General features: G+C 60.7%; 23 protein-coding genes and 2 tRNA genes. 12 read left to right on the plus strand and 13 right to left on the minus strand.

Translation table 11 applies throughout. From position 1 onward, the window contains the following. Positions 1-21: 21 nt before the first annotated feature. From M1D99_RS23810 to M1D99_RS23825, 4 genes are all read left to right on the plus strand, one after another. Positions 22-98, plus strand: a tRNA-Met gene (locus M1D99_RS23810). 232 nt (positions 99-330) lie between these two features. Beyond that, a tRNA-Met gene (locus tag M1D99_RS23815) sits at positions 331-407 on the plus strand. Positions 408-559: 152 nt separating this feature from the next. Next, positions 560-3202 carry a bifunctional lysylphosphatidylglycerol flippase/synthetase MprF gene (gene mprF, locus M1D99_RS23820; protein ID WP_186705566.1) on the plus strand — a complete coding sequence of 881 codons (2643 nt, stop codon included), beginning with the start codon at positions 560-562 and terminating at the stop codon, positions 3200-3202. Then, positions 3202-4491 carry a virulence factor family protein gene (locus M1D99_RS23825; RefSeq protein WP_458130859.1) on the plus strand — a complete coding sequence of 430 codons (1290 nt, stop codon included), beginning with the start codon at positions 3202-3204 and terminating at the stop codon, positions 4489-4491. The genes mprF and M1D99_RS23825 overlap by 1 nt, the downstream gene beginning before the upstream one ends. 243 nt (positions 4492-4734) lie before the next feature. Here M1D99_RS23825 and M1D99_RS23830 read toward each other — a convergent pair whose 3' ends face one another. From M1D99_RS23830 to M1D99_RS23840, 3 genes are all read right to left on the minus strand, one after another. Then, the gene (locus tag M1D99_RS23830; protein ID WP_434572023.1) at positions 4735-5022 is read right to left on the minus strand and encodes a type II toxin-antitoxin system RelE family toxin; all 288 of its coding nucleotides are present in this window, start codon (positions 5020-5022) and stop codon (positions 4735-4737) included. A gap of 11 nt (positions 5023-5033) precedes the next feature. Beyond that, positions 5034-5324, minus strand: coding sequence for a type II toxin-antitoxin system Phd/YefM family antitoxin (locus M1D99_RS23835; protein ID WP_434572024.1), 291 nt, complete (start codon positions 5322-5324; stop codon positions 5034-5036). A gap of 188 nt (positions 5325-5512) precedes the next feature. Then, entirely contained in the window at positions 5513-7354 is a 1842-nt protein-coding gene (locus tag M1D99_RS23840) for a potassium transporter Kup (RefSeq protein ID WP_434576609.1), read from the minus strand. Positions 7355-7688: 334 nt separating this feature from the next. On the opposite strand from M1D99_RS23840, the gene rimO reads away from it, so the two are divergent. From rimO to tsaA, 5 genes are all read left to right on the plus strand, one after another. Continuing rightward, the gene (gene rimO / locus M1D99_RS23845) at positions 7689-9029 is read left to right on the plus strand and encodes a 30S ribosomal protein S12 methylthiotransferase RimO (protein WP_186705561.1); all 1341 of its coding nucleotides are present in this window, start codon (positions 7689-7691) and stop codon (positions 9027-9029) included. Positions 9030-9275: 246 nt separating this feature from the next. Beyond that, positions 9276-9749 (plus strand): GNAT family N-acetyltransferase, encoded by a 474-nt coding sequence (locus tag M1D99_RS23850; protein WP_458130860.1) that lies wholly within the window; start codon positions 9276-9278, stop codon positions 9747-9749. A gap of 83 nt (positions 9750-9832) precedes the next feature. Next, positions 9833-10543, plus strand: coding sequence for an rRNA pseudouridine synthase (locus tag M1D99_RS23855; protein WP_458130861.1), 711 nt, complete (start codon positions 9833-9835; stop codon positions 10541-10543). A gap of 57 nt (positions 10544-10600) precedes the next feature. Further along, positions 10601-11062, plus strand: a complete 462-nt coding sequence (locus M1D99_RS23860) for a YehS family protein (RefSeq protein ID WP_053182473.1) — start codon at positions 10601-10603, stop codon at positions 11060-11062. A 214-nt stretch (positions 11063-11276) separates the two neighbouring features. Continuing rightward, the gene (tsaA, locus tag M1D99_RS23865; protein WP_186705558.1) at positions 11277-11975 is read left to right on the plus strand and encodes a tRNA (N6-threonylcarbamoyladenosine(37)-N6)-methyltransferase TrmO; all 699 of its coding nucleotides are present in this window, start codon (positions 11277-11279) and stop codon (positions 11973-11975) included. 240 nt (positions 11976-12215) lie between these two features. On the opposite strand, the gene fpr is transcribed toward tsaA, so the two are convergent. Beyond that, positions 12216-12995 (minus strand): ferredoxin-NADP reductase, encoded by a 780-nt coding sequence (gene fpr / locus M1D99_RS23870; RefSeq protein ID WP_003184787.1) that lies wholly within the window; start codon positions 12993-12995, stop codon positions 12216-12218. A gap of 121 nt (positions 12996-13116) precedes the next feature. On the opposite strand from fpr, the gene M1D99_RS23875 reads away from it, so the two are divergent. Then, positions 13117-14043 (plus strand): LysR family transcriptional regulator, encoded by a 927-nt coding sequence (locus M1D99_RS23875; RefSeq protein WP_024617637.1) that lies wholly within the window; start codon positions 13117-13119, stop codon positions 14041-14043. 4 nt (positions 14044-14047) lie between these two features. Here M1D99_RS23875 and M1D99_RS23880 read toward each other — a convergent pair whose 3' ends face one another. From M1D99_RS23880 to M1D99_RS23890, 3 genes are all read right to left on the minus strand, one after another. Continuing rightward, on the minus strand, positions 14048-14410 hold the full coding sequence (locus tag M1D99_RS23880; RefSeq protein WP_053118952.1) for a diacylglycerol kinase: 363 nt from the start codon (positions 14408-14410) through the stop codon (positions 14048-14050). Positions 14411-14482: 72 nt separating this feature from the next. After that, positions 14483-15136: a response regulator transcription factor ErdR gene (erdR, locus tag M1D99_RS23885; RefSeq protein WP_186705557.1), complete on the minus strand. Its 654-nt coding sequence runs from the start codon at positions 15134-15136 to the stop codon at positions 14483-14485. Between the two features lie 213 nt (positions 15137-15349). Beyond that, the gene (locus M1D99_RS23890; RefSeq protein ID WP_458130862.1) at positions 15350-16096 is read right to left on the minus strand and encodes a tRNA-uridine aminocarboxypropyltransferase; all 747 of its coding nucleotides are present in this window, start codon (positions 16094-16096) and stop codon (positions 15350-15352) included. Between the two features lie 184 nt (positions 16097-16280). On the opposite strand from M1D99_RS23890, the gene M1D99_RS23895 reads away from it, so the two are divergent. Beyond that, positions 16281-16703, plus strand: coding sequence for a quorum-sensing-regulated virulence factor family protein (locus M1D99_RS23895; RefSeq protein ID WP_003198359.1), 423 nt, complete (start codon positions 16281-16283; stop codon positions 16701-16703). Here the strand turns inward: M1D99_RS23895 and M1D99_RS23900 are convergent, their stop codons facing one another. Then, complete coding sequence (locus M1D99_RS23900; RefSeq protein WP_186705555.1) at positions 16704-16898, minus strand: hypothetical protein; 195 nt, start codon at positions 16896-16898, stop codon at positions 16704-16706. A 453-nt stretch (positions 16899-17351) separates the two neighbouring features. Here M1D99_RS23900 and M1D99_RS23905 point away from each other — a divergent pair, with 453 nt between their 5' ends. After that, on the plus strand, positions 17352-18470 hold the full coding sequence (locus M1D99_RS23905; RefSeq protein WP_458130863.1) for an LOG family protein: 1119 nt from the start codon (positions 17352-17354) through the stop codon (positions 18468-18470). A 45-nt stretch (positions 18471-18515) separates the two neighbouring features. Here M1D99_RS23905 and recX read toward each other — a convergent pair whose 3' ends face one another. From recX to M1D99_RS23930, 5 genes are all read right to left on the minus strand, one after another. Beyond that, positions 18516-18983, minus strand: coding sequence for a recombination regulator RecX (gene recX, locus M1D99_RS23910; RefSeq protein WP_411386647.1), 468 nt, complete (start codon positions 18981-18983; stop codon positions 18516-18518). A gap of 8 nt (positions 18984-18991) precedes the next feature. Next, positions 18992-20044, minus strand: a complete 1053-nt coding sequence (gene recA / locus M1D99_RS23915; protein WP_014336835.1) for a recombinase RecA — start codon at positions 20042-20044, stop codon at positions 18992-18994. Between the two features lie 83 nt (positions 20045-20127). Continuing rightward, positions 20128-20628: a CinA family protein gene (locus tag M1D99_RS23920; protein ID WP_458130864.1), complete on the minus strand. Its 501-nt coding sequence runs from the start codon at positions 20626-20628 to the stop codon at positions 20128-20130. Positions 20629-20699: 71 nt separating this feature from the next. Beyond that, positions 20700-21236 carry a lysis system i-spanin subunit Rz gene (locus tag M1D99_RS23925; protein WP_458130865.1) on the minus strand — a complete coding sequence of 179 codons (537 nt, stop codon included), beginning with the start codon at positions 21234-21236 and terminating at the stop codon, positions 20700-20702. Next, positions 21218-21781 carry a glycoside hydrolase family 19 protein gene (locus M1D99_RS23930; RefSeq protein ID WP_458130866.1) on the minus strand — a complete coding sequence of 188 codons (564 nt, stop codon included), beginning with the start codon at positions 21779-21781 and terminating at the stop codon, positions 21218-21220. Before M1D99_RS23930 ends, M1D99_RS23925 begins: the two co-directional genes overlap by 19 nt. Positions 21782-21976: the final 195 nt, after the last annotated feature.

The raw sequence follows: 21976 nt of genomic DNA on the forward strand, positions 1-21976 counted from the left end.
TGTAGAATGCCGCCACACAGACGCGGGATGGAGCAGTCTGGTAGCTCGTCGGGCTCATAACCCGAAGGTCGTCGGTTCAAATCCGGCTCCCGCAACCAAACATCAAAAAAGGCTACTCGAAAGAGTGGCCTTTTTTGTGCCTGATCGTTTTTTGACCACTCGATCAGAGAGACGCCGCCTACGACACCCCACGCGCCCCAGGTTGTAGGACAATTTTCTTTAGATTCCGAGCATTTAGCCAGGCAAGGGACGGATCAGTGGTTTATTTCGCCCCTTCGCCTTTTAACGGTTGACACCCGGGCGTTCGCCTGTAGAATGCCGCCACACAGACGCGGGATGGAGCAGTCTGGTAGCTCGTCGGGCTCATAACCCGAAGGTCGTCGGTTCAAATCCGGCTCCCGCAACCAAATATCAAGAAAGGCCACTCGAAAGAGTGGCCTTTTTTGTGCCTGATGAAAAAAGGCTTCATTACAAATATTTTGTAATTATTTTCTACCGCAGGGATTGGTAACTTCGCTGGTTACCCCCATCCTGTCGCGCATAGCTCAAGAGGTGATTGATGCGCGCCCACTCGTCAGACCCGCAAGACTCCGTTACTGCGACACAACCGATCAAGGCCGAGCGACTGCGCTGGCTGGATCGGATCAGTCAGTACCGCCAGCCCATCGGTCTCGCCGTCACGCTGCTGCTATTTGCGATTGCATTGATTGCCTGCCGCCACTTGCTGAGCGAGCTCGATCTCTACGCTCTGCACGACTCGATTCTGGAAGTGCCCCGGCCCGCCCTGCTCGGCGCGATCGCCGCCACGGTCGTCGGCTTCATCCTTCTCCTGGGCTACGAATGGTCCGCCAGCCGCTATGCCGGTGTGACGCTGCCACCGCAAACCATGATCCTCGGCGGGTTCACGGCGTTCGCCATTGGCAACGCCATTGGCCTGTCGCTGCTGTCGGGCGGCTCGGTTCGCTACCGCCTATATGCGCGTCATGGCCTCGGGGCATCGGATGTCGCTCACATGACGCTGTTCGCCAGCCTGTCCTTGGGCTGTGCGTTGCCGCCGTTGGCCGCCTTGGCAACACTCAGCAACCTGCCCGCCGCGTCTGCCGCGCTGCATTTACCTGCCGCGTTGCTTGGGGCGATTTCCGTGGCCGTGCTGCTGCTCACCAGCGCCTTGGCCATCGGTATTTACCGTCGGCGCCTGCCAGAGCAGCCCCATCGGGACAGCCTTCTGGTAAAGGCCGGGCGTCGCACCCTGCGCCTGCCAGGCCGGCGCCTGACCTTCCTGCAACTGGTAATTACCGCGCTGGATGTGGCCGCGGCCGCCACGGTGTTGTATCTGTTGCTGCCCGAGGCACCGCCGTTCGGCGCCTTCCTGCTGGTGTACTTGCTGGCGTTGGCCGCCGGGGTGCTCAGCCATGTGCCGGGCGGAGTCGGGGTATTCGAGGCGATCCTGCTGGCCGCGTTTGCCGACAAACTCGGCGCCGCCCCCTTAGCCGCGGCGCTGTTGCTGTACCGCTTGATCTACGTGCTGCTGCCAATGCTGGTGGCCTGCGTGTTGCTGCTGATCAATGAGGCACAACGGCTGTTCCAGACGCGCCAGACCCTGCGGGCAGCCTCGGGGCTTGCCGCGCCGATCCTGGCGGTACTGGTGTTTCTCTCCGGTGTGGTGCTGCTGTTTTCCGGCGTGACACCGGAAATCGACACCCGCCTGGAGCACATCGGTTTCCTGATTCCCCATCGGCTGGTGGACGCTTCGCACTTCGGTGCCAGCCTGGTGGGCGTGTTGTGCCTGCTGCTCGCCCAGGGCCTGCGCCGTCGCCTGTCGGCCGCCTGGATGCTGACCACGGTTTTGCTGCTGGTGGGCGCCCTGCTCTCGCTGCTCAAGGGCTTCGACTGGGAAGAAGCCACGCTGCTGACGCTGACGGCGGCCTTGCTGGCAGTATTCCGGCGCTCCTTTTATCGTCCAAGCCGCCTGACCGAATTGCCCTTCTCCCCCCTGTTCCTGATCGCCAGCCTCTGCGTCCTCGGCGCGTCGATCTGGTTGTTGCTTTTTGCCTACCAGGACGTGCCCTACAGCCATCAACTTTGGTGGCAGTTTACCCTCGATGCCGACGCCCCTCGCGGCTTGCGCTCCCTCTTGGGAGCGGCCGTGCTGTTGGTGGTGGTGTCGCTCACCTGGCTGCTGCGCACGGCACGGCCGGTGATCCATTTGCCGACGGCAGGAGAACTGGAACGGGCCAAAACGGTCCTTATGGCATCGTCGCAACCCGACGGCGGCCTGGCCCTGACCGGTGACAAGGCGCTGCTGTTCCACCCCAACGACGAGGCATTCCTGATGTATGCCCGCCGTGGTCGCAGCCTGGTGGCGTTGTATGACCCGATCGGCCCTACCCAGCAGCGGGCCGAAATGATCTGGCAGTTCCGCGACCTGTGCGATATCCACCATGCTCGTCCCGTGTTCTATCAGGTGCGCGCCGAAAACCTGCCCTACTACATGGACATCGGCCTGACGGCCATCAAGCTGGGCGAGGAAGCACGGGTCGACCTCAAGCGTTTCGATCTCGAAGCCAAGGGCAAAGAGATGAAGGATTTGCGCTACACCTGGAACCGCGGCACCCGTGATGGCCTGTCGCTGGAGATCCACGAGCCAGGCCAGGCGCCGATGGACGAACTCAAGGTCATTTCCGACGCCTGGCTGACCGGCAAGAACGTGCGGGAAAAAGGTTTCTCCCTGGGGCGTTTCAGCGACGACTACCTCAAGCATTTCCGCATCGCAGTGATTCGTTTCGAGGGCCGGCCGGTGGCGTTCGCCAACCTGCTGGAAACCCACAGCCACGACCTGGCCAGCCTCGACCTGATGCGTGCCCACCCCGAGGCGCCGAAACTGACCATGGAATTCATGATGGTCGGCCTCATCCAGCATTATAAAAACCATGACTACGCCCGCTTCAGCCTCGGCATGGTCCCGCTGTCGGGCTTGCAACCGCGGCGCGGCGCACCCTTGACCCAGCGCCTGGGTTCAATGGTGTTCCGCCGTGGCGAGCAGCTCTATAACTTCCAGGGGCTGCGCCGCTTCAAAGACAAATTCCAGCCTGACTGGGAACCTCGTTACATGGCCGTGCCCGCCGGACTCGATCCGTTGGTAGCGCTGGCCGATACTGCCGCCCTGATTGCGGGCGGCCTGACTGGACTGGTGAAACGCTGATGATGCAACGCTCCTGGCGATACGTAGTGGCCGCCCTGCTGGTGCTGGCGGTGATTCTCGGTGGCGGTTACTGGCACTGGAACCGCCCGGCCCCACAACCCACCCTGGAACAACTGGCGCCCGCCGATGGCGCAGCACTGACCCGGGTCACCCCCGGCGCCAAGGCGCTCGCTCGGGTACTGGTGGCGGTCAATGAAGACCAGAAGCTCAGCGACACCCAATTAACGACCCTCAGCCGCAGCGGCTCGGCGCAGATCGTCCAGGTGATCCTGCCCAAGGACTGCATGCTGCAAGGCCGTGCCCTGCAAGCCGGCCTGAGAGAACTGCAAGACCCGGCCACATTGGTCAGCGGCATCGGCCCTGGCGCCGTGCTGGCCTGGCGTTGGCTGGCCGAGCAGAAGGACGACAAGGCCAAGGCCGTGTCGGTGGACCTGGCCCTGGAAAAACCCGGCTGCACCCACCTGTTGCCTAAAAGCGCAGCCCATGGTCATTGGCTGGTGGCCTGGAACGACAACCCCGACGACACCAGCGCCGGTTTCGTCAGGGATCAAAAAAACGCCGAAACCAGCATCAGCGACTACGACATCAACCTGCCGCAAGTGCTGAACAACGAGCTGCGCAAGATCCTGGTGGGCACCGACAAGGCCAAGGGCGGCCTGAGCATTCCCGTGGTGGAAGTGCCTGCCAGCCAGGCGCGGGATACCGTGACCCTGTTCCTCTCCGGAGACGGCGGCTGGCGTGACCTGGACCGCGATGTAGCCGATGAAATGGCCAAGATCGGCTACCCAGTGGTCGGCATCGACACCCTGCGCTACTACTGGCAGCACAAGAGCCCTGAGCAGAGCGCGGCGGACCTGACCGAGCTGATGCAGCACTACCGGCAGATCTGGGGCACCAAGCGCTTTATCCTGACCGGCTACTCCTTCGGCGCCGACGTGTTGCCGGCGATCTACAACCGCCTGCCGGCCACCGAACAACAGCGGGTCGACGCGATCATCCTGCTGGCCTTCGCCCGCACCGGCAGCTTCGAGATTGAAGTCGAAGGCTGGCTCGGCAACGCCGGCACTGAAGCCGCCACCGGCCCGGAAATGGCCAAGCTGCCAGCCGACAAAGTGGTGTGCATCTACGGCGGCGAAGAAGCCGACGAAAGCGGCTGCACCGACAAGACCGCCGTAGGGGAAGCCATCAAGCTGCCTGGCGGCCACCACTTCGACGAAAACTACCCGGCCCTGGCCAAGCGCTTGATCGATGAGATCAACAAGCGCCAGAACAAGACAGCCGAACAGTAAACAGATACCAGCCTGACAAAAGCCCCGGCAGCCTTACGGTTGCCGGGGCCTTTTTGTACCCGCCCGGCTTACACACAACCCTCTGTGGGAGCGGGCTTGCTCGCGAAGGCGGCGTGTCAGTCGACATCATCGCCAACTGGCACGCCGCCTTCGCGAGCAAGCCCGCTCCCACAAGGTTCGCCTGGCGCCGACATTGTGTAGCTCATAAAAAAGCCCCCGCTACCGCAAGGCAACGAGGGCTTTTTAAAGACGACGTTCTGCCGCGTCGTACACTTCCTTATCCCGCCGAGCGCCAACGACCACGATCAACACCTGAATCGCTTTCCCGTCGACCCTGTACACGATACGGGTATCACCTGTTCGAATTCTTCGACATCCCGCCAGGCTGGCTCTGAGCGGCTTACCGGTTTTGTCCGGTTCACCATTCATAATCCGCGCTTCGATGACATCGAGAACCCGGTTCGCGGCCGCCGCACCCAACTGATCCAAATCGTCTTGAACCTCCGGATGGTAAATAACACCCCAAGCCATTCACCGCTCCTTCAGTCGTTTTTGGCGTACCGTGCCCGCATATCCCCATGGCTAATAGCCTTGGCCTGGTCGAAACCGATCAGGCGCTCGCGAGCCGTCGCTTCGACGCGAAGGTTTTCCAGCTCATCGAGCATTTCCTGATAGGCATCGACGTTGATAATCACTGCTGCCGGCTCATTGTCCTTGAAGATGACCAGCTTTTCGGTTGCACGGCTCGATACTTCCTTGAGCTTCGCGCTGAACCCCCTGACCATTGCCGTAACGGATACTGCTTGATCAGCCCGTTCCAGTAACGCTGCCATGTCTTACCTCCTGCCGCATGAATACTGCATATCTTTATACATACCTTGATGCGCAAAGTGTTGCGCGACAACGTGTATAAATCAAGTTGGAAAAAATCACCCGACCAATTGCTGTATTGAAAAGACACCCCATAAAAAAGCCCTCGCCGCCGCAGGGCAACGAGGGCTTTTTTGTTTTCCTGGTGCTACTACATCTCGACCTGCGTCCCCAGTTCGATCACCCGGTTCAACGGTAGATTGAAGAAGCGCAGGTTGCCGTTGGCGTTTTTCAACATGAAGGCGAATAACGACTCACGCCAGCGGGCCATGCCTTCGAGCTTGGAGGCAATGACGGTTTCGCGGCTGAGGAAGTAGGTGGTGCGCATCGGGCTGAAATCCAAATCATCCAGATGGCAGAGCTTGAGCGCCTCGGGCACGTCCGGCTCGTCAGTGAAACCGAAGTGCAGGATCACCCGGAAAAACCCTTCGCCGTAGGCGTCGACCTCAAAGCGCCGTTGCGGCGGTACCCGGGGAATGTCCTCGTACACCACCGTCAGCAGCACCACCTGCTCATGCAGCACCTGGTTGTGCAATAGATTGTGCAACAGGGCGTGAGGCACGGCATCCGAACGCGCGGTCAGGAACACGGCTGTCCCCTGTACGCGGTGCGGGGGTTGCACGCGGATGCTGCTGATGAAGATCGGCAGTGGCAACGCCCCTTCGTCCAGGCGATCCACCAGCAGTTGCTTGCCGCGCTTCCAGGTGGTCATCAGCACGAACAAGGCAATACCGGCGATGACCGGAAACGCACCGCCCTGGATGATCTTCGGCACGTTGGCGGCGAAGTACAGACCGTCCACCAGCAGGAAACCGAACAACAACGGGACTGCCAGCAGCGGTGGCCATTTCCACAACAGCAGGATCACCGCGGACACCAGGATCGTGGTCATCAACATGGTACCGGTCACCGCCACGCCGTAAGCCGAAGCCAGCGCGCCGGACGATTCGAAGCCCAGCACCAGCAGCACCACGCCGACCATCAGCGACCAGTTCACCGCACCGATGTAGATCTGGCCCTGCTCGGCGCTGGAGGTGTGCTGGATGTACATGCGTGGGATGTAACCGAGTTGGATCGCCTGGCGCGTCAGGGAGAACGCGCCGGAAATCACCGCTTGCGAAGCGATGACCGTGGCCAGGGTCGACAGGCCGACCAACGGCAGCAACGCCCAGCTCGGCGCCAGCAGATAAAACGGGTTGCGTGCCGCTTCCGGGTCACCGAGCAGCAACGCACCTTGACCGAAATAGTTGAGCATCAGGCCTGGCAACACCAGGATGAACCAGGCACGGGCAATCGGTTTACGACCGAAGTGGCCCATGTCGGCGTACAGCGCTTCGGCGCCGGTCAGTGCCAACACCACGGCCCCGAGAATCGCCACGCCCATGCCCGGATGGACCACAAAGAAGCGCACGGCCCAGGCCGGGTTCACCGCCTGCAACACTTCCGGATGCTGCACGATGCCGTACACCCCCAGGGCGCCGAGCACCAGGAACCAGGTCACCATGATCGGGCCGAACAGAATGCCGATCCTTGCAGTGCCGTGGCGCTGGATCAAAAACAACGCCACCAGCACCACCAGCGACAGGGGCACCACCCAGTGGTCGATGCCTTCGAATGCGAGGCCCAGGCCCTCGATCGCCGAAAGCACCGAGATCGCCGGGGTGATCATGCTGTCACCGTAGAACAGCGCCGCGCCGATCAAGCCGCAGATCACCAGGAATGTACGCAGCCGCGCCCTCCCCGCCGCAGCTCGCCGCGCCAGGGCGGTGAGCGCCATGATTCCGCCCTCGCCCTGGTTGTCGGCGCGCAGGACGAACATCATGTACTTGATCGACACGACCCAGATCAGCGACCAGAAGATCAGCGACAGGATCCCCAGCACCCCATCGTGATTGACTGGTACGCCATAGGCCCCGGAAAACACTTCCTTGAGGGTGTACAACGGGCTCGTGCCGATGTCGCCATAAACCACTCCGACCGCCGCGACCAGCATGCTCAGCGGCTTCGCTGCCGAATGCTCGGCACCTGCCACCTGACTACTTGCATGACCCATCCAACACTCCCGATTCCCTGACCTGTCTTCTTGAACGAAACACGATGCTTTGTTGAGGCAGCATGCGCAGTTTTACGCATTGTTACAGATGTTTTGTTGACTGTAGCAATCGCCAGAGTGCAAAGGCGCGAAGCATAGCGCAGCACTCGTCGTATTTCCCGGTATAAAGCTGGTCAAGCGCCTCGACCCTGGATAGAATTGCGCACTTTTTGATCAGAGGCGCGCCAGGCGCCCTGTCTCGACAAGAGACGATCCCCCTACACCGAGGTTAGACATGTCCACCACTCCCGCGCCCGCCAATCCGAAGGTTGGCTTCGTATCCCTGGGTTGCCCAAAAGCTCTGGTCGACTCCGAGCGCATCCTGACCCAGTTGCGCATGGAAGGTTATGACGTCGTGTCCACGTACCAGGACGCCGACGTGGTGGTGGTCAACACCTGCGGCTTCATCGATTCGGCCAAGGCCGAGTCCCTGGAAGTGATCGGCGAAGCCATCAAGGAAAACGGCAAGGTCATCGTCACCGGCTGCATGGGCGTGGAAGAAGGCAACATCCGCAACGTGCACCCAAGCGTACTGTCCGTGACCGGCCCGCAGCAGTACGAACAGGTGGTCAACGCCGTACACGAGGTGGTGCCGCCACGCCAGGACCACAACCCGCTGATCGACCTGGTGCCGCCACAAGGCATCAAGCTGACCCCGCGCCACTACGCTTACCTGAAGATTTCCGAAGGCTGCAACCACAGCTGCAGCTTCTGCATCATCCCGTCGATGCGCGGCAAGTTGGTAAGCCGTCCAGTGGGCGATGTCCTCGACGAGGCCCAGCGCCTGGTCAAGGCCGGCGTCAAGGAGCTGCTGGTGATCTCCCAGGACACCAGCGCCTACGGCGTCGACGTGAAATACCGCACCGGCTTCTGGAACGGCGCACCGGTGAAAACCCGCATGACCGAGCTGTGCGAGGCCCTCAGCACCCTCGGCGTCTGGGTCCGCCTGCATTACGTCTATCCGTATCCCCATGTCGACGAGCTGATCCCGCTGATGGCGGCCGGCAAGATCCTGCCGTACCTGGATATCCCGTTCCAGCACGCCAGCCCGAAAGTCCTCAAGGCCATGAAGCGCCCGGCGTTCGAAGACAAGACCCTGGCCCGCATCAAGAACTGGCGTGAAATCTGCCCGGACCTGATCATCCGTTCAACCTTCATCGTCGGCTTCCCCGGTGAAACCGAAGAAGATTTCCAGTACCTGCTGGATTGGCTGACCGAAGCCCAGCTCGACCGCGTCGGCTGCTTCCAGTACTCCCCTGTCGAAGGCGCACCGGCCAACGACTTGGACCTGGACGTGGTGCCGGACGACGTCAAGCAGGACCGTTGGGAGCGTTTCATGGCGCACCAGCAGGCCATCAGCTCGGCGCGCCTGCAAATGCGCGTCGGCCGTGAAATCGAAGTGCTGGTGGATGAAGTGGACGAGCAAGGCGCCGTGGGCCGCTGCTTCTTCGACGCGCCGGAAATCGACGGCAACGTCTTCATCGACAACGGCAGCAACCTCAAGCCAGGCGACAAGGTCTGGTGCAAGGTGACCGACGCCGATGAGTACGATTTGTGGGCTGAGCAGATCGGTTGATCCGCGCAAAGCGGGACCGCTGTTGTGGCGAGGGAGCTTGCTCCCGCTGGGCTACGAAGTAGCCCCTCTTTGCGATTGCTACGCAATCGAGCGGGAGCAAGCTCCCTCGCCACGGGGTGTTCGCAAGCCATTCACCTGCCGGCACCGAAAAAATTCCGAAGCCCCGCTCTTGTAACGAGATGCGGGGCTTTTTTACGGCTATCGTATGGAGAAACCCAGCACATCCAGCACAAGGAACTGATGGACATGCGCCAGCATTCGGTCATCCACACACCGAAACCGAGCGATTACCAGGAACTGGCCCAGGTTTGGGAAGCGTCGGTGCGGGCCACCCATGACTTTCTACCGGACAGCTACATCGAATTACTGAAAAACCTGGTACTCACTCGTTACCTGGATGCGGTGATGCTCATTTGCACCCGTGACGCACGCCAACGGATCACCGGTTTCGCCGGTGTCGCGGCGGGCAAGATCGAGATGCTCTTTATCGACCCGCAACACCGTGGCCAGGGCCTGGGCAAGCTGTTGCTGCGCTACGCCATGGAACACCTGAACGCCGATCAACTGGACGTCAACGAACAGAACCCGCAAGCCTTGGGCTTTTACCTCAAGCAAGGCTTCGAAGTGGTCGGGCGCTCGGCAAAAGATGGCATGAACCAGCCCTACCCGCTGCTGCACATGCGCTACAAGCAGCCTGACCTGAAGGCGGGACGCGGCTAAAAGTTGCATGAGGCAAATGGACCCGCGATTAACCGGCGCCAGGCAGGTACAATGCCCACCCTCTTTTTGTTACGGCCCCCGTCATGACTGACCCGATTCGTCTCTCCAAACGCCTCATCGAACTCGTCGGCTGTTCCCGTCGGGAGGCTGAGCTGTTCATCGAGGGCGGCTGGGTCACCGTGGACGGCGAAGTGATCGATGAGCCGCAGTTCAAGGTGACGACCCAGAAAGTCGAACTCGACCCCGAGGCCAAGGCCACTGCGCCGGAGCCGGTGACGCTCCTGCTGAACGTCCCGGCAGGCATGGATGCAGACACCGCAATGGCTTCCCTCGGACCGCAGACCCTGAGCGAAGAACATCGCTTCGGCAAGCGCCCGCTCAAGGGGCATTTCCTGCGCCTGACCGCCAGCGCGGACCTGCAGGCCAACGCCAGCGGGCTGCTGGTGTTCACCCAGGACTGGAAGATCTTGCGCAAACTCACCGCCGACGCCGCCAAGATCGAGCAGGAATACGTGGTGGAAGTCGAAGGCGAAATGGTCGCCCATGGCCTCAATCGCCTGAACCATGGCTTGACCTACAAGGGCAAGGAACTGCCGGCGGTCAAGGCCAGTTGGCAGAACGAGAACCGCCTGCGCTTTGCCATGAAGAACCCGCAGCCCGGCGTGATCGCGCTGTTTTGCCAGGCGGTCGGCCTCAAGGTCGTCGCCATTCGCCGCATCCGCATCGGCGGCGTCTCCATCGGCAAAGTGCCGCTGGGCCAGTGGCGCTACTTGTCTACCAAAGAAAAATTCTAATTTCCCGGCGCCGCACCGAACGCAGGCGCCCACTGCCGATTGATCAGGACCGCACACATGATTCACAACGACGTACTGCGCAGCGTGCGCTACATGCTCGACATCAGCGACAAGAAAGTCATCGAGATCATCAAGCTGGGCGGCCTCGACGTCTCCCTGGCGGACTTGGCGGGCTACCTCAAGAAAGACGAGGAAGAAGGCTTCGTGTTCTGCCCCGACGAGGTCATGGCGCATTTTCTCGATGGTCTGGTGATCTTCAAGCGCGGCAAGGACGAAAGCCGTCCGCCGCAGCCCATCGAAGTGCCGGTGACCAACAACATCATCCTCAAGAAACTACGGGTGGCCTTCGAACTGAAGGAAGACGACATGCACGCCATCCTCAAGGCCGCCGAGTTCCCGGTGTCCAAGCCGGAACTGAGCGCGCTGTTCCGCAAGTTCGGCCACACCAACTACCGACCGTGCGGTGACCAGCTGCTGCGCAACTTCCTCAAGGGCCTGACGCTGCGCGTTCGCGGCTGACTTCCCAGGCCTCCTGGGCCTTTGTGGCGAGGGAGCTTGCTCCCGCTGGACGCGCAGCGTCCCCTCGCAGTGTGTCAGACAAAACCAGGGGGGCCGCTTCGCGGCCCAGCGGGAGCAAGCTCCCTCGCCACAAAAGCGTCCTCGCCACAGAGAACAGTGCCAACCTGGTCCCTCGCGTTATGATGCCTTTTCAACCTCGCCCCGATCCCAACCCATGACCTACAGCGTCTCCCCCATCGGCTTCCTACGCTCCTGCTTCAAGGAGAAGTTCGCCATTCCCCGCCAACCGCAACTGGCGCCGGCCGCACGCGGTGTGCTGGAACTGGTGGCGCCGTTCGACCAGGGCGAGGCGGTGCAGGGCCTGGAGCAGGTCAGCCATGTCTGGCTGCTGTTTCTGTTCCACCAGGCCTTGGAAGACAAGCCACGCCTGAAAGTGCGGCCGCCACGCCTGGGTGGCAACAAGTCCATGGGTGTGTTCGCCACTCGCGCCACCCATCGCCCCAACGGCATCGGCCAGTCGGTGGTGAAGCTGGAACGGGTGGAAGCCGGACGCCTGTGGCTCTCGGGCATCGATTTGCTGGACGGCACCCCGGTGCTGGACATCAAGCCCTACGTGCCCTACGCCGACATCATCGGCTCGGCCACCAACAGCATCGCCAGCGCCGCGCCTGAGTTGATTCCGGTGCAATGGGCTGACACTGCGCTGCTTCAAGCCCATGAGCATGCCACGCGCCTGGAAGAACCCTTGGTGGAGTTGATTGAGCAATGTTTGGCCCAAGACCCACGCCCGGCGTACCAGATTCCTACGGCCGAACGGGAATATGGTGCGCAGTTCTGGGATCTGGATGTGCGTTGGCATTACCCGGAGCCGGGGTTGATCCGGGTGCTGGAAGTGATTCCGGCGAAACCGTAAACACCAGAAACGAAAAAGCCCGCGCGGCCTTCATCAGGCGGCGCGGGCTTTTTTGTGGGGGCGTACCTGTTGGACCGAGTCGCCATCTTCGCGAGCAAGCCCGCTCCCACAGTGGATCTGTGGTGAACACAAAATTCGCGCTCACCGCGATCTAATGTGGGAGCGGGCTTGCTCGCGAAAGCGGTCCGACATTCAACCACTATGTTGGCTGACACCCCATTTCACACTTATTGCAACAGTTTACTTCTCTACAAACGCCCGCTCGATCAGGTAGTCACCCGGCTCGCGCATACGCGGCGAAACGGTCAGGCCGAAGCTGTTAAGCACTTCGCTGGTCTCGTCGAGCATGCTCGGGCTGCCGCACAACATGGCGCGGTCATCCTGCGGGTTGATCGGTGGCAGGCCGATGTCGCGGAACAGCTTGCCGCTGCGCATCAGGTCGGTCAGGCGGCCTTCGTTCTCGAACGGCTCGCGCGTCACGGTCGGGTAGTAGATCAGCTTGTCACGCAGGGCTTCGCCGAAGAACTCGTTCTGCGGCAAGTGCTCGGTGATGAACTCGCGATAGGCGACTTCATTGACGTAGCGCACGCCGTGGCACAGGATCACTTTTTCGAAACGCTCATAGGTTTCCGGATCCTGGATGACGCTCATGAACGGCGCCAAGCCAGTACCGGTGCTGAGCAGGTACAGATGCTTGCCAGGCTTGAGATCGTCCAGCACCAGGGTGCCGGTGGGTTTCTTGCTGATGATGATCTCGTCGCCTTCCTTCAGGTGCTGCAGCTGGGAAGTCAGCGGACCATCGGGCACCTTGATGCTGAAGAATTCGAGATGCTCTTCCCAGTTCGGGCTGGCAATCGAGTAAGCGCGCATAAGCGGGCGGCCATTGGGCTGTTGCAGGCCGATCATCACGAACTGACCGTTCTCGAAGCGCAGGCCCGGATCGCGGGTGCACTTGAAGCTGAACAGAGTGTCGTTCCAGTGATGAACACTGAGGACACGCTCGTGGTTCATGTTGCTCATGTACGGGGACTCCTGGGAATGATGCCTGCGCCGATAATCTGCGCAATTGCATCGCATTCTAATGGCGGCGACAATATCTGTTAAATGGATTATTAAGATAAGGGTTATCGGTTATATAGATATGCGATTTACTCTACGTCAACTTCAAGTCTTCGTCGCCGTCGCACAGCAGGAAAGCGTGTCTCGCGCTGCGGGCCAGCTCAATCTGTCGCAGTCGGCGGCCAGCACCTCCATCACCGAACTGGAGCGGCAATCGAGCTGCCAACTCTTCGACCGTGCCGGCAAACGCCTGAGCCTCAATGCCCTGGGCAAACAACTGCTGCCCCAGGCCGTGGCGCTGCTGGACCAGGCCAAGGAGATCGAAGACCTGCTCAACGGCAAATCCGGTTTCGGCTCACTGGCGGTCGGCGCAACACTGACCATTGGCAATTACCTGGCGACCTTGTTGATCGGCGGTTTCATGCAACGCCATCCGGAAAGCCAGGTGAAGCTGCATGTGCAGAACACTGCCAATATCGTGCACCAGGTTGCCCACTATGAAATTGATCTGGGTCTAATCGAAGGCGACTGCAGCCACCCGGACATCGAAGTGCAAAGCTGGGTCGAGGACGAACTGGTAGTGTTCTGTGCCCCTCAACACCCGTTGGCCAAGCGCGGCCAGGCAACCATGGAGGAATTGACCCATGAAGCCTGGATTCTGCGGGAGCAGGGTTCGGGCACGCGACTGACCTTCGACCAGGCCATGCGCCACCACCGTAGCGCGTTGAATATCCGCCTGGAGCTGGAACACACCGAAGCGATCAAGCGCGCCGTGGAATCCGGCCTGGGCATTGGCTGCATCTCCCGCCTGGCCCTGCGCGACGCCTTCCGCCGCGGCAGCCTTGTCGCAGTGGAAACCCCGGACATGGACCTGGCGCGGCAGTTTTATTTCATTTGGCACAAACAGAAGTACCAGACCTCGGCCATGCGCGAATTCCTCGAACTGTGCCGGGCCTTCACCGCCGGGGCCCAACGCAGCGACGAAATCGTGCTGCCGGCCATTGCCTGACCCGTTACAGCAGGATCAGGCCCCACACCAATGCGATCATCGTCAGGGCGACGAACTGGGCGGCGCTGCCCATGTCCTTGGCGTTTTTCGACAACGGGTGCAACTCCAGGGAGATGCGGTCGATGGCCGCCTCCACCGCCGAGTTGAGCAACTCCACGATCAGTGCCAGCAGGCACACGGCAATCAGCAGCGCCTGTTCGACACGACTGACGTTCAGGAAGAACGACAACGGAATCAGGACGACGTTGAGCAGCACCAACTGCCGGAAAGCCGCTTCGCCGACAAAAGCCGCGCGCAGCCCGTCCAAGGAATAGCCGGAGGCGTTGAGGATGCGTTTCAGGCCGGTCTGGCCTTTAAAAGGTGACATAGAGTGGGCAACTGATCGAAAAGGAGTGGAGAAACTAATTCAAACCCGGTCAAAAAAGCGTGAAGCAGCGCATCAAGCCTGCGGCGAAATTGACTCAAGTTGTTGCAGCAACAGCGCCGCCTGGGTCCGGGTGCGTACGTTCAGTTTACGGAAGATCGCCGTGACGTGGGCCTTGATGGTGGCCTCCGACACGTTCAGTTCATAGGCAATCTGCTTGTTCAGCAAGCCTTCGCAGACCATGGTCAACACCCGGAACTGCTGCGGTGTAAGGCTGGCCAGGCCCGCGCTGGCGGCCTTGGCTTCTTCGGACACACTCACCGCTTCGAACGCCTGGGGAGGCCAGCAGACGTCGCCGTCCAGGACCGCCTTCACAGCCTTTTGAATCATTTCAAGGGAACTGGACTTGGGTATGAAGCCACTGGCGCCGAACTCCCGGGCCTTGACCATCACCGAGGCTTCTTCCTGGGCCGAGACCATGACCACGGGGATCTGCGGATATTGGCCGCGCAACAGCACCAGCCCTGAAAAACCATAGGCACCGGGCATGTTCAGGTCCAGCAGCACCAGGTCCCAGTCGGCCTTGTCCGTCAGCCGGGCCTCCAGTTCCGCGATGCTGGCCACCTCCGTCAACCGGACAGCCGGGCCAAGGCCCAGGGTCACTGCCTGATGCAACGCGCTGCGAAAAAGCGGGTGGTCATCGGCAATCAGGATTTCGTATGTGGCCATTTTTCAAATGATCCTGTTTTTAATGGCAGGCCCGATGCATTCGCGCCTCGCCAAGACAACTCGAGACACCGCCCGGCGACGGCATCCACAGGGGCACGTTCAACGCCAAACATAGCGTTTCAAACAGTGGGCGGCGCCCTGGTCGGCGCCAAGCATGCCCAGCGAAGCCAGGGTGGTCAAGCAGCACGGCCGCCCTTTGTCCAGTATGGGCCACTATTGGGCCAATACTGCCTGCGGCGTACGGATGAAGGGTTGCAACTCGGCATGGGCCGGGGTCGACAGGTTCACCTCCCGCTGGCCCTTGGCGCCCAGGTAATGCTGACTGAACACATCGAAATAGGCATCCAGGGCCGACGCGGCGTCGCTGTCCCCCGCCAACTCCAGGCACAACGCCGCCACCTCAGCGGTGCACAAGTGCTCGCTGCGGGTCGAACGGCGCAAGCGGTAGCGCGACAGTCTGTCGGGGAGCAGGCTCAGGATCGGCAGCCGGTCGAAATACGGGCTTTTACGGAAAATCTTCCGCGCCTCCGTCCAGGTCGCGTCCAGCAGAATGAACAGCGGACGCTTGGCGTGATCGAGATCCACCGTATGGGTGACTCGCGATGGCTCGACATATTCGCCGGGGAACACCAGGTAAGGTTGCCACTGCGGATCGTTCAGCAACGCCAACAATTGCTCATCGACCTCGGTGCGCGACCAGATGAATGCATGGTTGTCACGTACCACATCGGCTATCAGCCAACCGGTATTGCTTGGCTTGAACACTTCCTTGTTGGTCATGATCAAACAAACACCGGAACGGGTCTCGACACTCGGACGCCAGGCGCACAGGCAATGGCTCTCGATCACACGGCAGGCGCTGCAACGGGGCGCGCGCCAGCCTCGGGCCTGAATCGGCTTGATGCCTTCATCGATGCGCTGGTCGCGCAGGCGGGCTACGGCGTTAGGGGCGTGATTCATCGTGGGCAACGCCGACGGACAGGAAAACTCGACACGAACAACACTCGGCAGGGCAATAAAGGCCGGCAGTCTACCAGAGCGCACGAACCTGTACCGTCCACACGGGCTCCCCTATAATCCCCGGCCACTGAACGCACAGTCATGTGATCGGTCGAACCACCAGTCACTGAACCAGGAGAGTTTCATGCTGCGCCTTATCGTCCCTACCGTTGCCGTTCTGCTGGCGACGTCCTTCAGCGCTCAGGCTGCCTCGCTGAAAGAACTCGAACTGAACAAGATGCTGCAGAACGTTGCCAAGGAAAGTAGCGTCGGCACGCCACGGGCGATCAACGAAGACATTCTCGACCAAGGTTATACCGTCGAAGGCACCGAGCTGATCAACCACCTCAGCGTGCAAAGCAGCCATGCCCAGAAAATGCGCGCAGACCCCAAGGCCGTGTATTTCCAACTGGGTTCCACGGTGTGCACCAATCCGGGCTTTCGCAAGTTGATGGCCAAGGGCGCGACGATGCGCTATGAATTTACCGAGGTTAAGACCAACCGTCCGGTCGCGACCGAACGCTTCCAGGAATCGGATTGCCCGAAACCCGCCAAGACGAAGAAGTAATCAACCCGAGCTTGCGCGCCGCTGCTCATCGTCGGCGCGCAGTTCCGCCACCAGCGCCTGCAGATAGCGCGAGCGCCATGCTCGCCCGCCCAGCCGGCGACAGCATTCTTCCTCAAGACTCACCCGATTGGCCTGTGCCGATTCCAACAGCATCAAGTACAACTGCCTGTCGAGTTCCAGAGTCACCCTGGCCATCTCTCCCGCCTCCCTGCCCGATCCGCTTCAATCCATCACGTGGCACCCAGCCCTGGGCGTCAATTACGTTGGCACGCTTGTTATCAGTAAATCAGAGCGACACGCAGTCGGCCGGCAATCTGACGAGCGGCGCGATATTGCCGTCCGTTTATCCAGCGGTTGCCAACGGTCACTTTTGAGCGCCATGATCAGGACAGCAAAGATTGGCTAGATCCAGAAGTATTCTTAGCCGTTGCACCGGGCAGAAAGAGCCTGTCCGGCCAACACTTTGGCGTGCTTGTTTTTATCAAAGGGAAAAGCAGAACCCGTTGGATGGCTTGGTCGCCCTGCCTCAGACCGCGTCAAGCCAGGTCAGCCGCCAGCCGGTGCCTGGGCTGGCAATGACACACGGAGTGTCGTGGCCCGAACGAATCTCTCGTTCGGGCCGGGGTCCTGTTAAGAAGGAGAAGCTGAATGCCTTATAAACCGAATGACCTGCTCAATCGTCATTTTGAGAATCACGGCCACGACCTCACCCGCAAGGTCGAAGAACAACTCAACCTGGTATCACCCGACAGCCCCAACCTCCCCATTTACCGCGACATGATCCTGACTGTGCTGCGCATGGCCGAGGAGGATCACAACCGCTGGAATGCCAAGATTACGCTGCAAGCCCTAAGGGAATTGGAACAGGCCTTCCGTACGCTCGAACAATTCAAGGGCCGGCGCAAGGTTACAGTCTTCGGCTCGGCCCGAACGCCCATCGAACATCCTCTGTACGGCCTGGCCCGAGAGTTGGGCGCTGCGCTGGCCCGCTCGGACATGATGGTCATCACCGGTGCCGGCGGTGGCATCATGGCTGCGGCCCATGAAGGCGCAGGGCGTGACCATAGCCTGGGATTCAATATCACCCTGCCTTTCGAACAGCACGCAAACCCGACTGTTGAAGGCACGTCGAATCTGTTGCCATTCCACTTCTTCTTTACCCGTAAACTGTTTTTCGTCAAGGAGGCCGACGCACTGGTGCTCTGTCCCGGCGGTTTCGGCACGCTTGATGAGGCGCTGGAAGTCCTGACGCTGATCCAGACCGGTAAAAGCCCATTGGTACCGGTGGTCCTGCTGGATGTTCCCGGAGGCAAGTTCTGGCAAGGCGCCCTGGATTTTATCCGCGAGCAGTTGGAGGAGAATCGCTACATCCTGCCCACAGACATGAAGCTCATGCGCCTGGTATACAACGCCGAGGAGGCCGTGGAAGAGATCAACCAGTTCTACCGCAACTTCCATTCCAGTCGCTGGCTCAAGCACCAGTTCGTGATCCGCATGAATCACAAGCTAAGCGAACAGGCGGTGCAGCAGATGCAGGTGGATTTTGCCGACCTGTGCCTGAACGACTGTTTTCATCAACATGACTACGGCGGTGAAGAGCACGACGAGGCCCGATTCAGTCATCTGACGCGGCTGACGTTCGCCTTCAACGCCCGCAACCACGGTCGCTTGAGGGAGCTGGTGGATTACATCAACCTGCCGGAAAACTGGGCCCAGCCCACCCAGAAGACCCACCCCCTCACATGGGAGCCGATCAAGGTAACCTGAGCCATAAAAAAACGGCCCGCTATCGAAATAGCGGGCCGTTTTTATTCAATCATCCATACCGCGACCGCTGAACAAGCGGTTGATCATTTCCATGGAATACCCTCGGTACGCCAGGAAACGCCCCTGCTTGGCTCGCTCCCGTGCATCGATGGGCAAATGCCCTGAAAACTTGCGACGCCAGGTGTCCGTCAGTTGCTCCTGCCAATCGATACCGCTTTCGCGCAGGGCAAGTTCGATGTCCGGGCGTTGCAAGCCGCGTTGGCCCAGTTCCTCACGAATGCGCAAAGGACCATAGCCGGAGCGAGCACGATAAGCGACGAAGCTTTCCAGGTAACGGGACTCCGACAACAAGCCCTCTTCAGTCAAGCGGTCGAGGGCTGTGTCGATCAACTCATCGGTTGCGCCGCGCTGACGCAGTTTACGCGTCAGCTCGACCCTACCGTGCTCGCGTCTGGCGAGCAGGTCCATCGCGGTTCGCCGCACCGCGACGAGGGTATCGAGTACGACGGTCATCGGATCAATCAGATGTCGGCATCAGCCAGGTCGTCAACGGGCTCACGATTAGCCACGGACTTGACGTCTGCCACCGGGCTCAACAGCTTGTCACGCAGCTGCTTCTCGAGGGCCGCGGCAACTTCCGGGTTATCCGCCAGGAACTTGGCCGAGTTGGCCTTGCCCTGACCGATCTTGGTGCCGTTGTAGGCGTACCAGGCGCCCGACTTCTCGACGAAACCGTGCAACACACCCAGGTCGATCATCTCGCCATTGAGGTAGATGCCCTTGCCGTAAAGAATCTGGAACTCGGCCTGGCGGAACGGCGAAGCCACCTTGTTCTTCACGACCTTGACGCGGGTTTCGCTGCCGACCACTTCGTCACCTTCTTTCACCGCGCCGGTACGGCGGATGTCGAGGCGAACCGAGGCGTAGAACTTCAGTGCGTTACCACCGGTGGTGGTTTCCGGGCTGCCGAACATCACGCCGATCTTCATACGGATCTGGTTGATGAAGATCACCAGGCAGTTGGCGTTCTTGATGTTACCGGTGATTTTACGCAGGGCCTGGGACATCAGGCGAGCCTGGAGGCCCACGTGCATGTCGCCCATTTCACCTTCGATTTCAGCCTTTGGCACCAGTGCAGCCACGGAGTCGACGATGATCACGTCAACCGCATTGGAACGCACCAGCATGTCGGTGATTTCCAGGGCTTGCTCGCCGGTGTCCGGCTGGGAAACCAGCAGGTCGTCGACGTTGACACCCAGTTTGCCGGCGTACTCCGGGTCCAGGGCGTGTTCGGCATCGACGAAGGCGCAGGTCGCGCCGGCTTTTTGGGCCTGGGCGATCACGGACAAGGTCAGTGTGGTTTTACCGGACGACTCAGGACCGTAGATTTCAACGATCCGGCCTTTTGGCAGACCGCCAATGCCTAGCGCAATGTCCAGGCCCAGGGAGCCGGTGGAGATGGAAGGAATAGCCTGACGGTCCTGATCGCCCATACGCATTACGGCACCCTTGCCGAATTGACGTTCGATCTGACCCAAGGCCGCAGCCAAGGCTTTCTTCTTGTTGTCGTCCATTAAAGTCCTCACGTAATCAATAAGGCCTGGCGGCCAACACCTGTATAAGTAGCCAGTATTATTCCACAGCGATCCGGGATCGCCTACCCCTGATTTGAGATTTCTACGGCGGCATGTTGTAACAGCCCGTCTAGCGCGGCCTTCACCGTTTGTCGGCGGACCTCGTCGCGACTGCCTGGGAAGAATTTCTGCTCGCTGTACACCGTCTCGCCGATCCTCCAGGCGATCCACACGGTACCCACCGGTTTGCTCGGCGAGCCCCCGTCCGGCCCGGCCACGCCGCTGACCGCCACGGCAAACCGCGCCAGGCTTTTGCGCTGGGCACCTAGCGCCATGGCCTCGACCACCTCACGGCTGACCGCCCCCACCTTTTCGAACAACTCGGCGGGCACATCCAGCTGCTGGCTTTTCTGACGATTGGAATAGGTGACATAACCGGCCTCGAACCAGGCCGAACTCCCGGGGATCCGCGTGATGGCCTCGGCAATCCCCCCGCCCGTACAGGACTCGGCTGTGGTCACATGGGCATTGAGCCGCTGCAGGCGCCTGCCCAGTTCCGCGGCCAGTTCGGTAATGTCGTCCATGGTGCTCTCCTGATTCCACGCAATTGGGGCCTACCGTACACGAGCGATCGAAGCTTGCAAGGCTCGCCAGACTACTGACCCAGGGCCCTGATGTAGGCCTGGCAAGCCTGCAACGCGATCAATCCGCGATCACCGGCGTCGGTGATGGCGATAATTCGTTGAGCATGCGCCGGGTCAAGTCGGGCGCGTGGGGCGCCATGATCCACGCCGCTGGCGCGGGCGGCGGCAGGCACTGCACAGCCGGCGGCAACATCGTCGGCGTCGAGGAGGACTGACAGCCGGACATCGGCAGTAGCAAGACGATCGCGCAGGCGATCCTGGTCACGTTGGGCATCGCTCAAGGCTCGGTAATGGGTTTGTTCGCTGGCAGCGAGTTGTAGCTCCAGGACCCGGCGCTTGTCTTGCTCGGCCTTTTGCTGCATCGCAGCCGCCTGGGTGATTTGATTCAGCGTTTCGGCCTGAGCCTGCGCGAGCCGGGCCAACTGGTGACCGTAACGCCAATCCTGGACCCGCCACGCAAGCAGCGCCGAACCGCCGGCCAGCAGCGCGAGCAACACGACAACGCCCAGGGCACGGGATGAAAAGGGCATCAGGTCGAAGGTTGGCACAACACCTCCTTCGCCCGCGCCCACAATTGCAGGCGGTCCTCCAGGCCGTTCAAGCCGCCGTTGATACGGCGGGTGATGGTGTTGAACTGATCGCGGTCGGCCAATTCGTTCAAGCCGTTCTGCTCCCAGAACCAGGCGGCGGATTCGGCGGCCCATTGCGGCCGTTCAAGAAGCTCAGGCAAGGCCAGCAGGCGTTCATCGCCGAACAGGCCGAGGCTGCAACGCAGATAGTTGTCGTGGCCGGTAATCTGGATCAGCCCTCGGCCGCGATACTTTTGACCGTCACCGTCAGCCTGGGGCGAGTTGCCCAGGCGAACGGCCAGGGTTCCGGTATCGTATTTTTCAAGGTACTGCTCGCTGCCTAGCTCACGCACATAAAGCAATTGTCCCGACTCATGACCGACCTGGGCCAGGAACGCGGCCATTCGTTTGACGCTGATGATCCGATAGCGGTCCATGGCAGCGTTCAGGACCGGTGCAAAAACGCTGGCATTGGCGCCGGCGCTCGGGAGGATTTGCAGCAGTTGGGCTCGCGTGACGAGCATGGCATTCTCCTTGATTGACCCGATGCTGGATCGGCTTCAGAAAAACTGCGTGAGGATCGGTGTGATCTTCATGGAGGAATTCCAGTTGTTGAAAGTTGCAGTCGAGGAATACCTGTGGGAGCGAGCCTGCTCGCGATAGCGGTGGGTCAGTCGATATCAAAGTGACTGAGCTGACGCTATCGCGAGCAGGCTCGC

Source organism: Pseudomonas sp. R3-41 (assembly GCF_054161485.1).

Coding starts and splice junctions, on each gene's coding strand:
- M1D99_RS23825 (WP_458130859.1), top strand. CDS start 3,202: ATGATGCAACGCTCCTGGCGATACGTAGTGGCCGCCCTGCTGGTGCTG.
- M1D99_RS23860 (WP_053182473.1), top strand. CDS start 10,601: ATGATTCACAACGACGTACTGCGCAGCGTGCGCTACATGCTCGACATC.
- M1D99_RS23895 (WP_003198359.1), top strand. CDS start 16,281: ATGCTGCGCCTTATCGTCCCTACCGTTGCCGTTCTGCTGGCGACGTCC.
- M1D99_RS23840 (WP_434576609.1), bottom strand. CDS start 7,354: ATGCTGGTCGCGGCGGTCGGAGTGGTTTATGGCGACATCGGCACGAGC.
- M1D99_RS23890 (WP_458130862.1), bottom strand. CDS start 16,096: ATGAATCACGCCCCTAACGCCGTAGCCCGCCTGCGCGACCAGCGCATC.
- M1D99_RS23835 (WP_434572024.1), bottom strand. CDS start 5,324: ATGGCAGCGTTACTGGAACGGGCTGATCAAGCAGTATCCGTTACGGCA.
- M1D99_RS23830 (WP_434572023.1), bottom strand. CDS start 5,022: ATGGCTTGGGGTGTTATTTACCATCCGGAGGTTCAAGACGATTTGGAT.
- erdR (WP_186705557.1), bottom strand. CDS start 15,136: ATGGCCACATACGAAATCCTGATTGCCGATGACCACCCGCTTTTTCGC.
- M1D99_RS23930 (WP_458130866.1), bottom strand. CDS start 21,781: ATGCTCGTCACGCGAGCCCAACTGCTGCAAATCCTCCCGAGCGCCGGC.
- M1D99_RS23855 (WP_458130861.1), top strand. CDS start 9,833: ATGACTGACCCGATTCGTCTCTCCAAACGCCTCATCGAACTCGTCGGC.
- M1D99_RS23905 (WP_458130863.1), top strand. CDS start 17,352: ATGCCTTATAAACCGAATGACCTGCTCAATCGTCATTTTGAGAATCAC.
- M1D99_RS23920 (WP_458130864.1), bottom strand. CDS start 20,628: ATGGACGACATTACCGAACTGGCCGCGGAACTGGGCAGGCGCCTGCAG.
- rimO (WP_186705561.1), top strand. CDS start 7,689: ATGTCCACCACTCCCGCGCCCGCCAATCCGAAGGTTGGCTTCGTATCC.
- M1D99_RS23900 (WP_186705555.1), bottom strand. CDS start 16,898: ATGGCCAGGGTGACTCTGGAACTCGACAGGCAGTTGTACTTGATGCTG.
- fpr (WP_003184787.1), bottom strand. CDS start 12,995: ATGAGCAACATGAACCACGAGCGTGTCCTCAGTGTTCATCACTGGAAC.
- tsaA (WP_186705558.1), top strand. CDS start 11,277: ATGACCTACAGCGTCTCCCCCATCGGCTTCCTACGCTCCTGCTTCAAG.
- recX (WP_411386647.1), bottom strand. CDS start 18,983: ATGACCGTCGTACTCGATACCCTCGTCGCGGTGCGGCGAACCGCGATG.
- M1D99_RS23850 (WP_458130860.1), top strand. CDS start 9,276: ATGCGCCAGCATTCGGTCATCCACACACCGAAACCGAGCGATTACCAG.
- recA (WP_014336835.1), bottom strand. CDS start 20,044: ATGGACGACAACAAGAAGAAAGCCTTGGCTGCGGCCTTGGGTCAGATC.
- mprF (WP_186705566.1), top strand. CDS start 560: ATGCGCGCCCACTCGTCAGACCCGCAAGACTCCGTTACTGCGACACAA.
- M1D99_RS23875 (WP_024617637.1), top strand. CDS start 13,117: ATGCGATTTACTCTACGTCAACTTCAAGTCTTCGTCGCCGTCGCACAG.
- M1D99_RS23880 (WP_053118952.1), bottom strand. CDS start 14,410: ATGTCACCTTTTAAAGGCCAGACCGGCCTGAAACGCATCCTCAACGCC.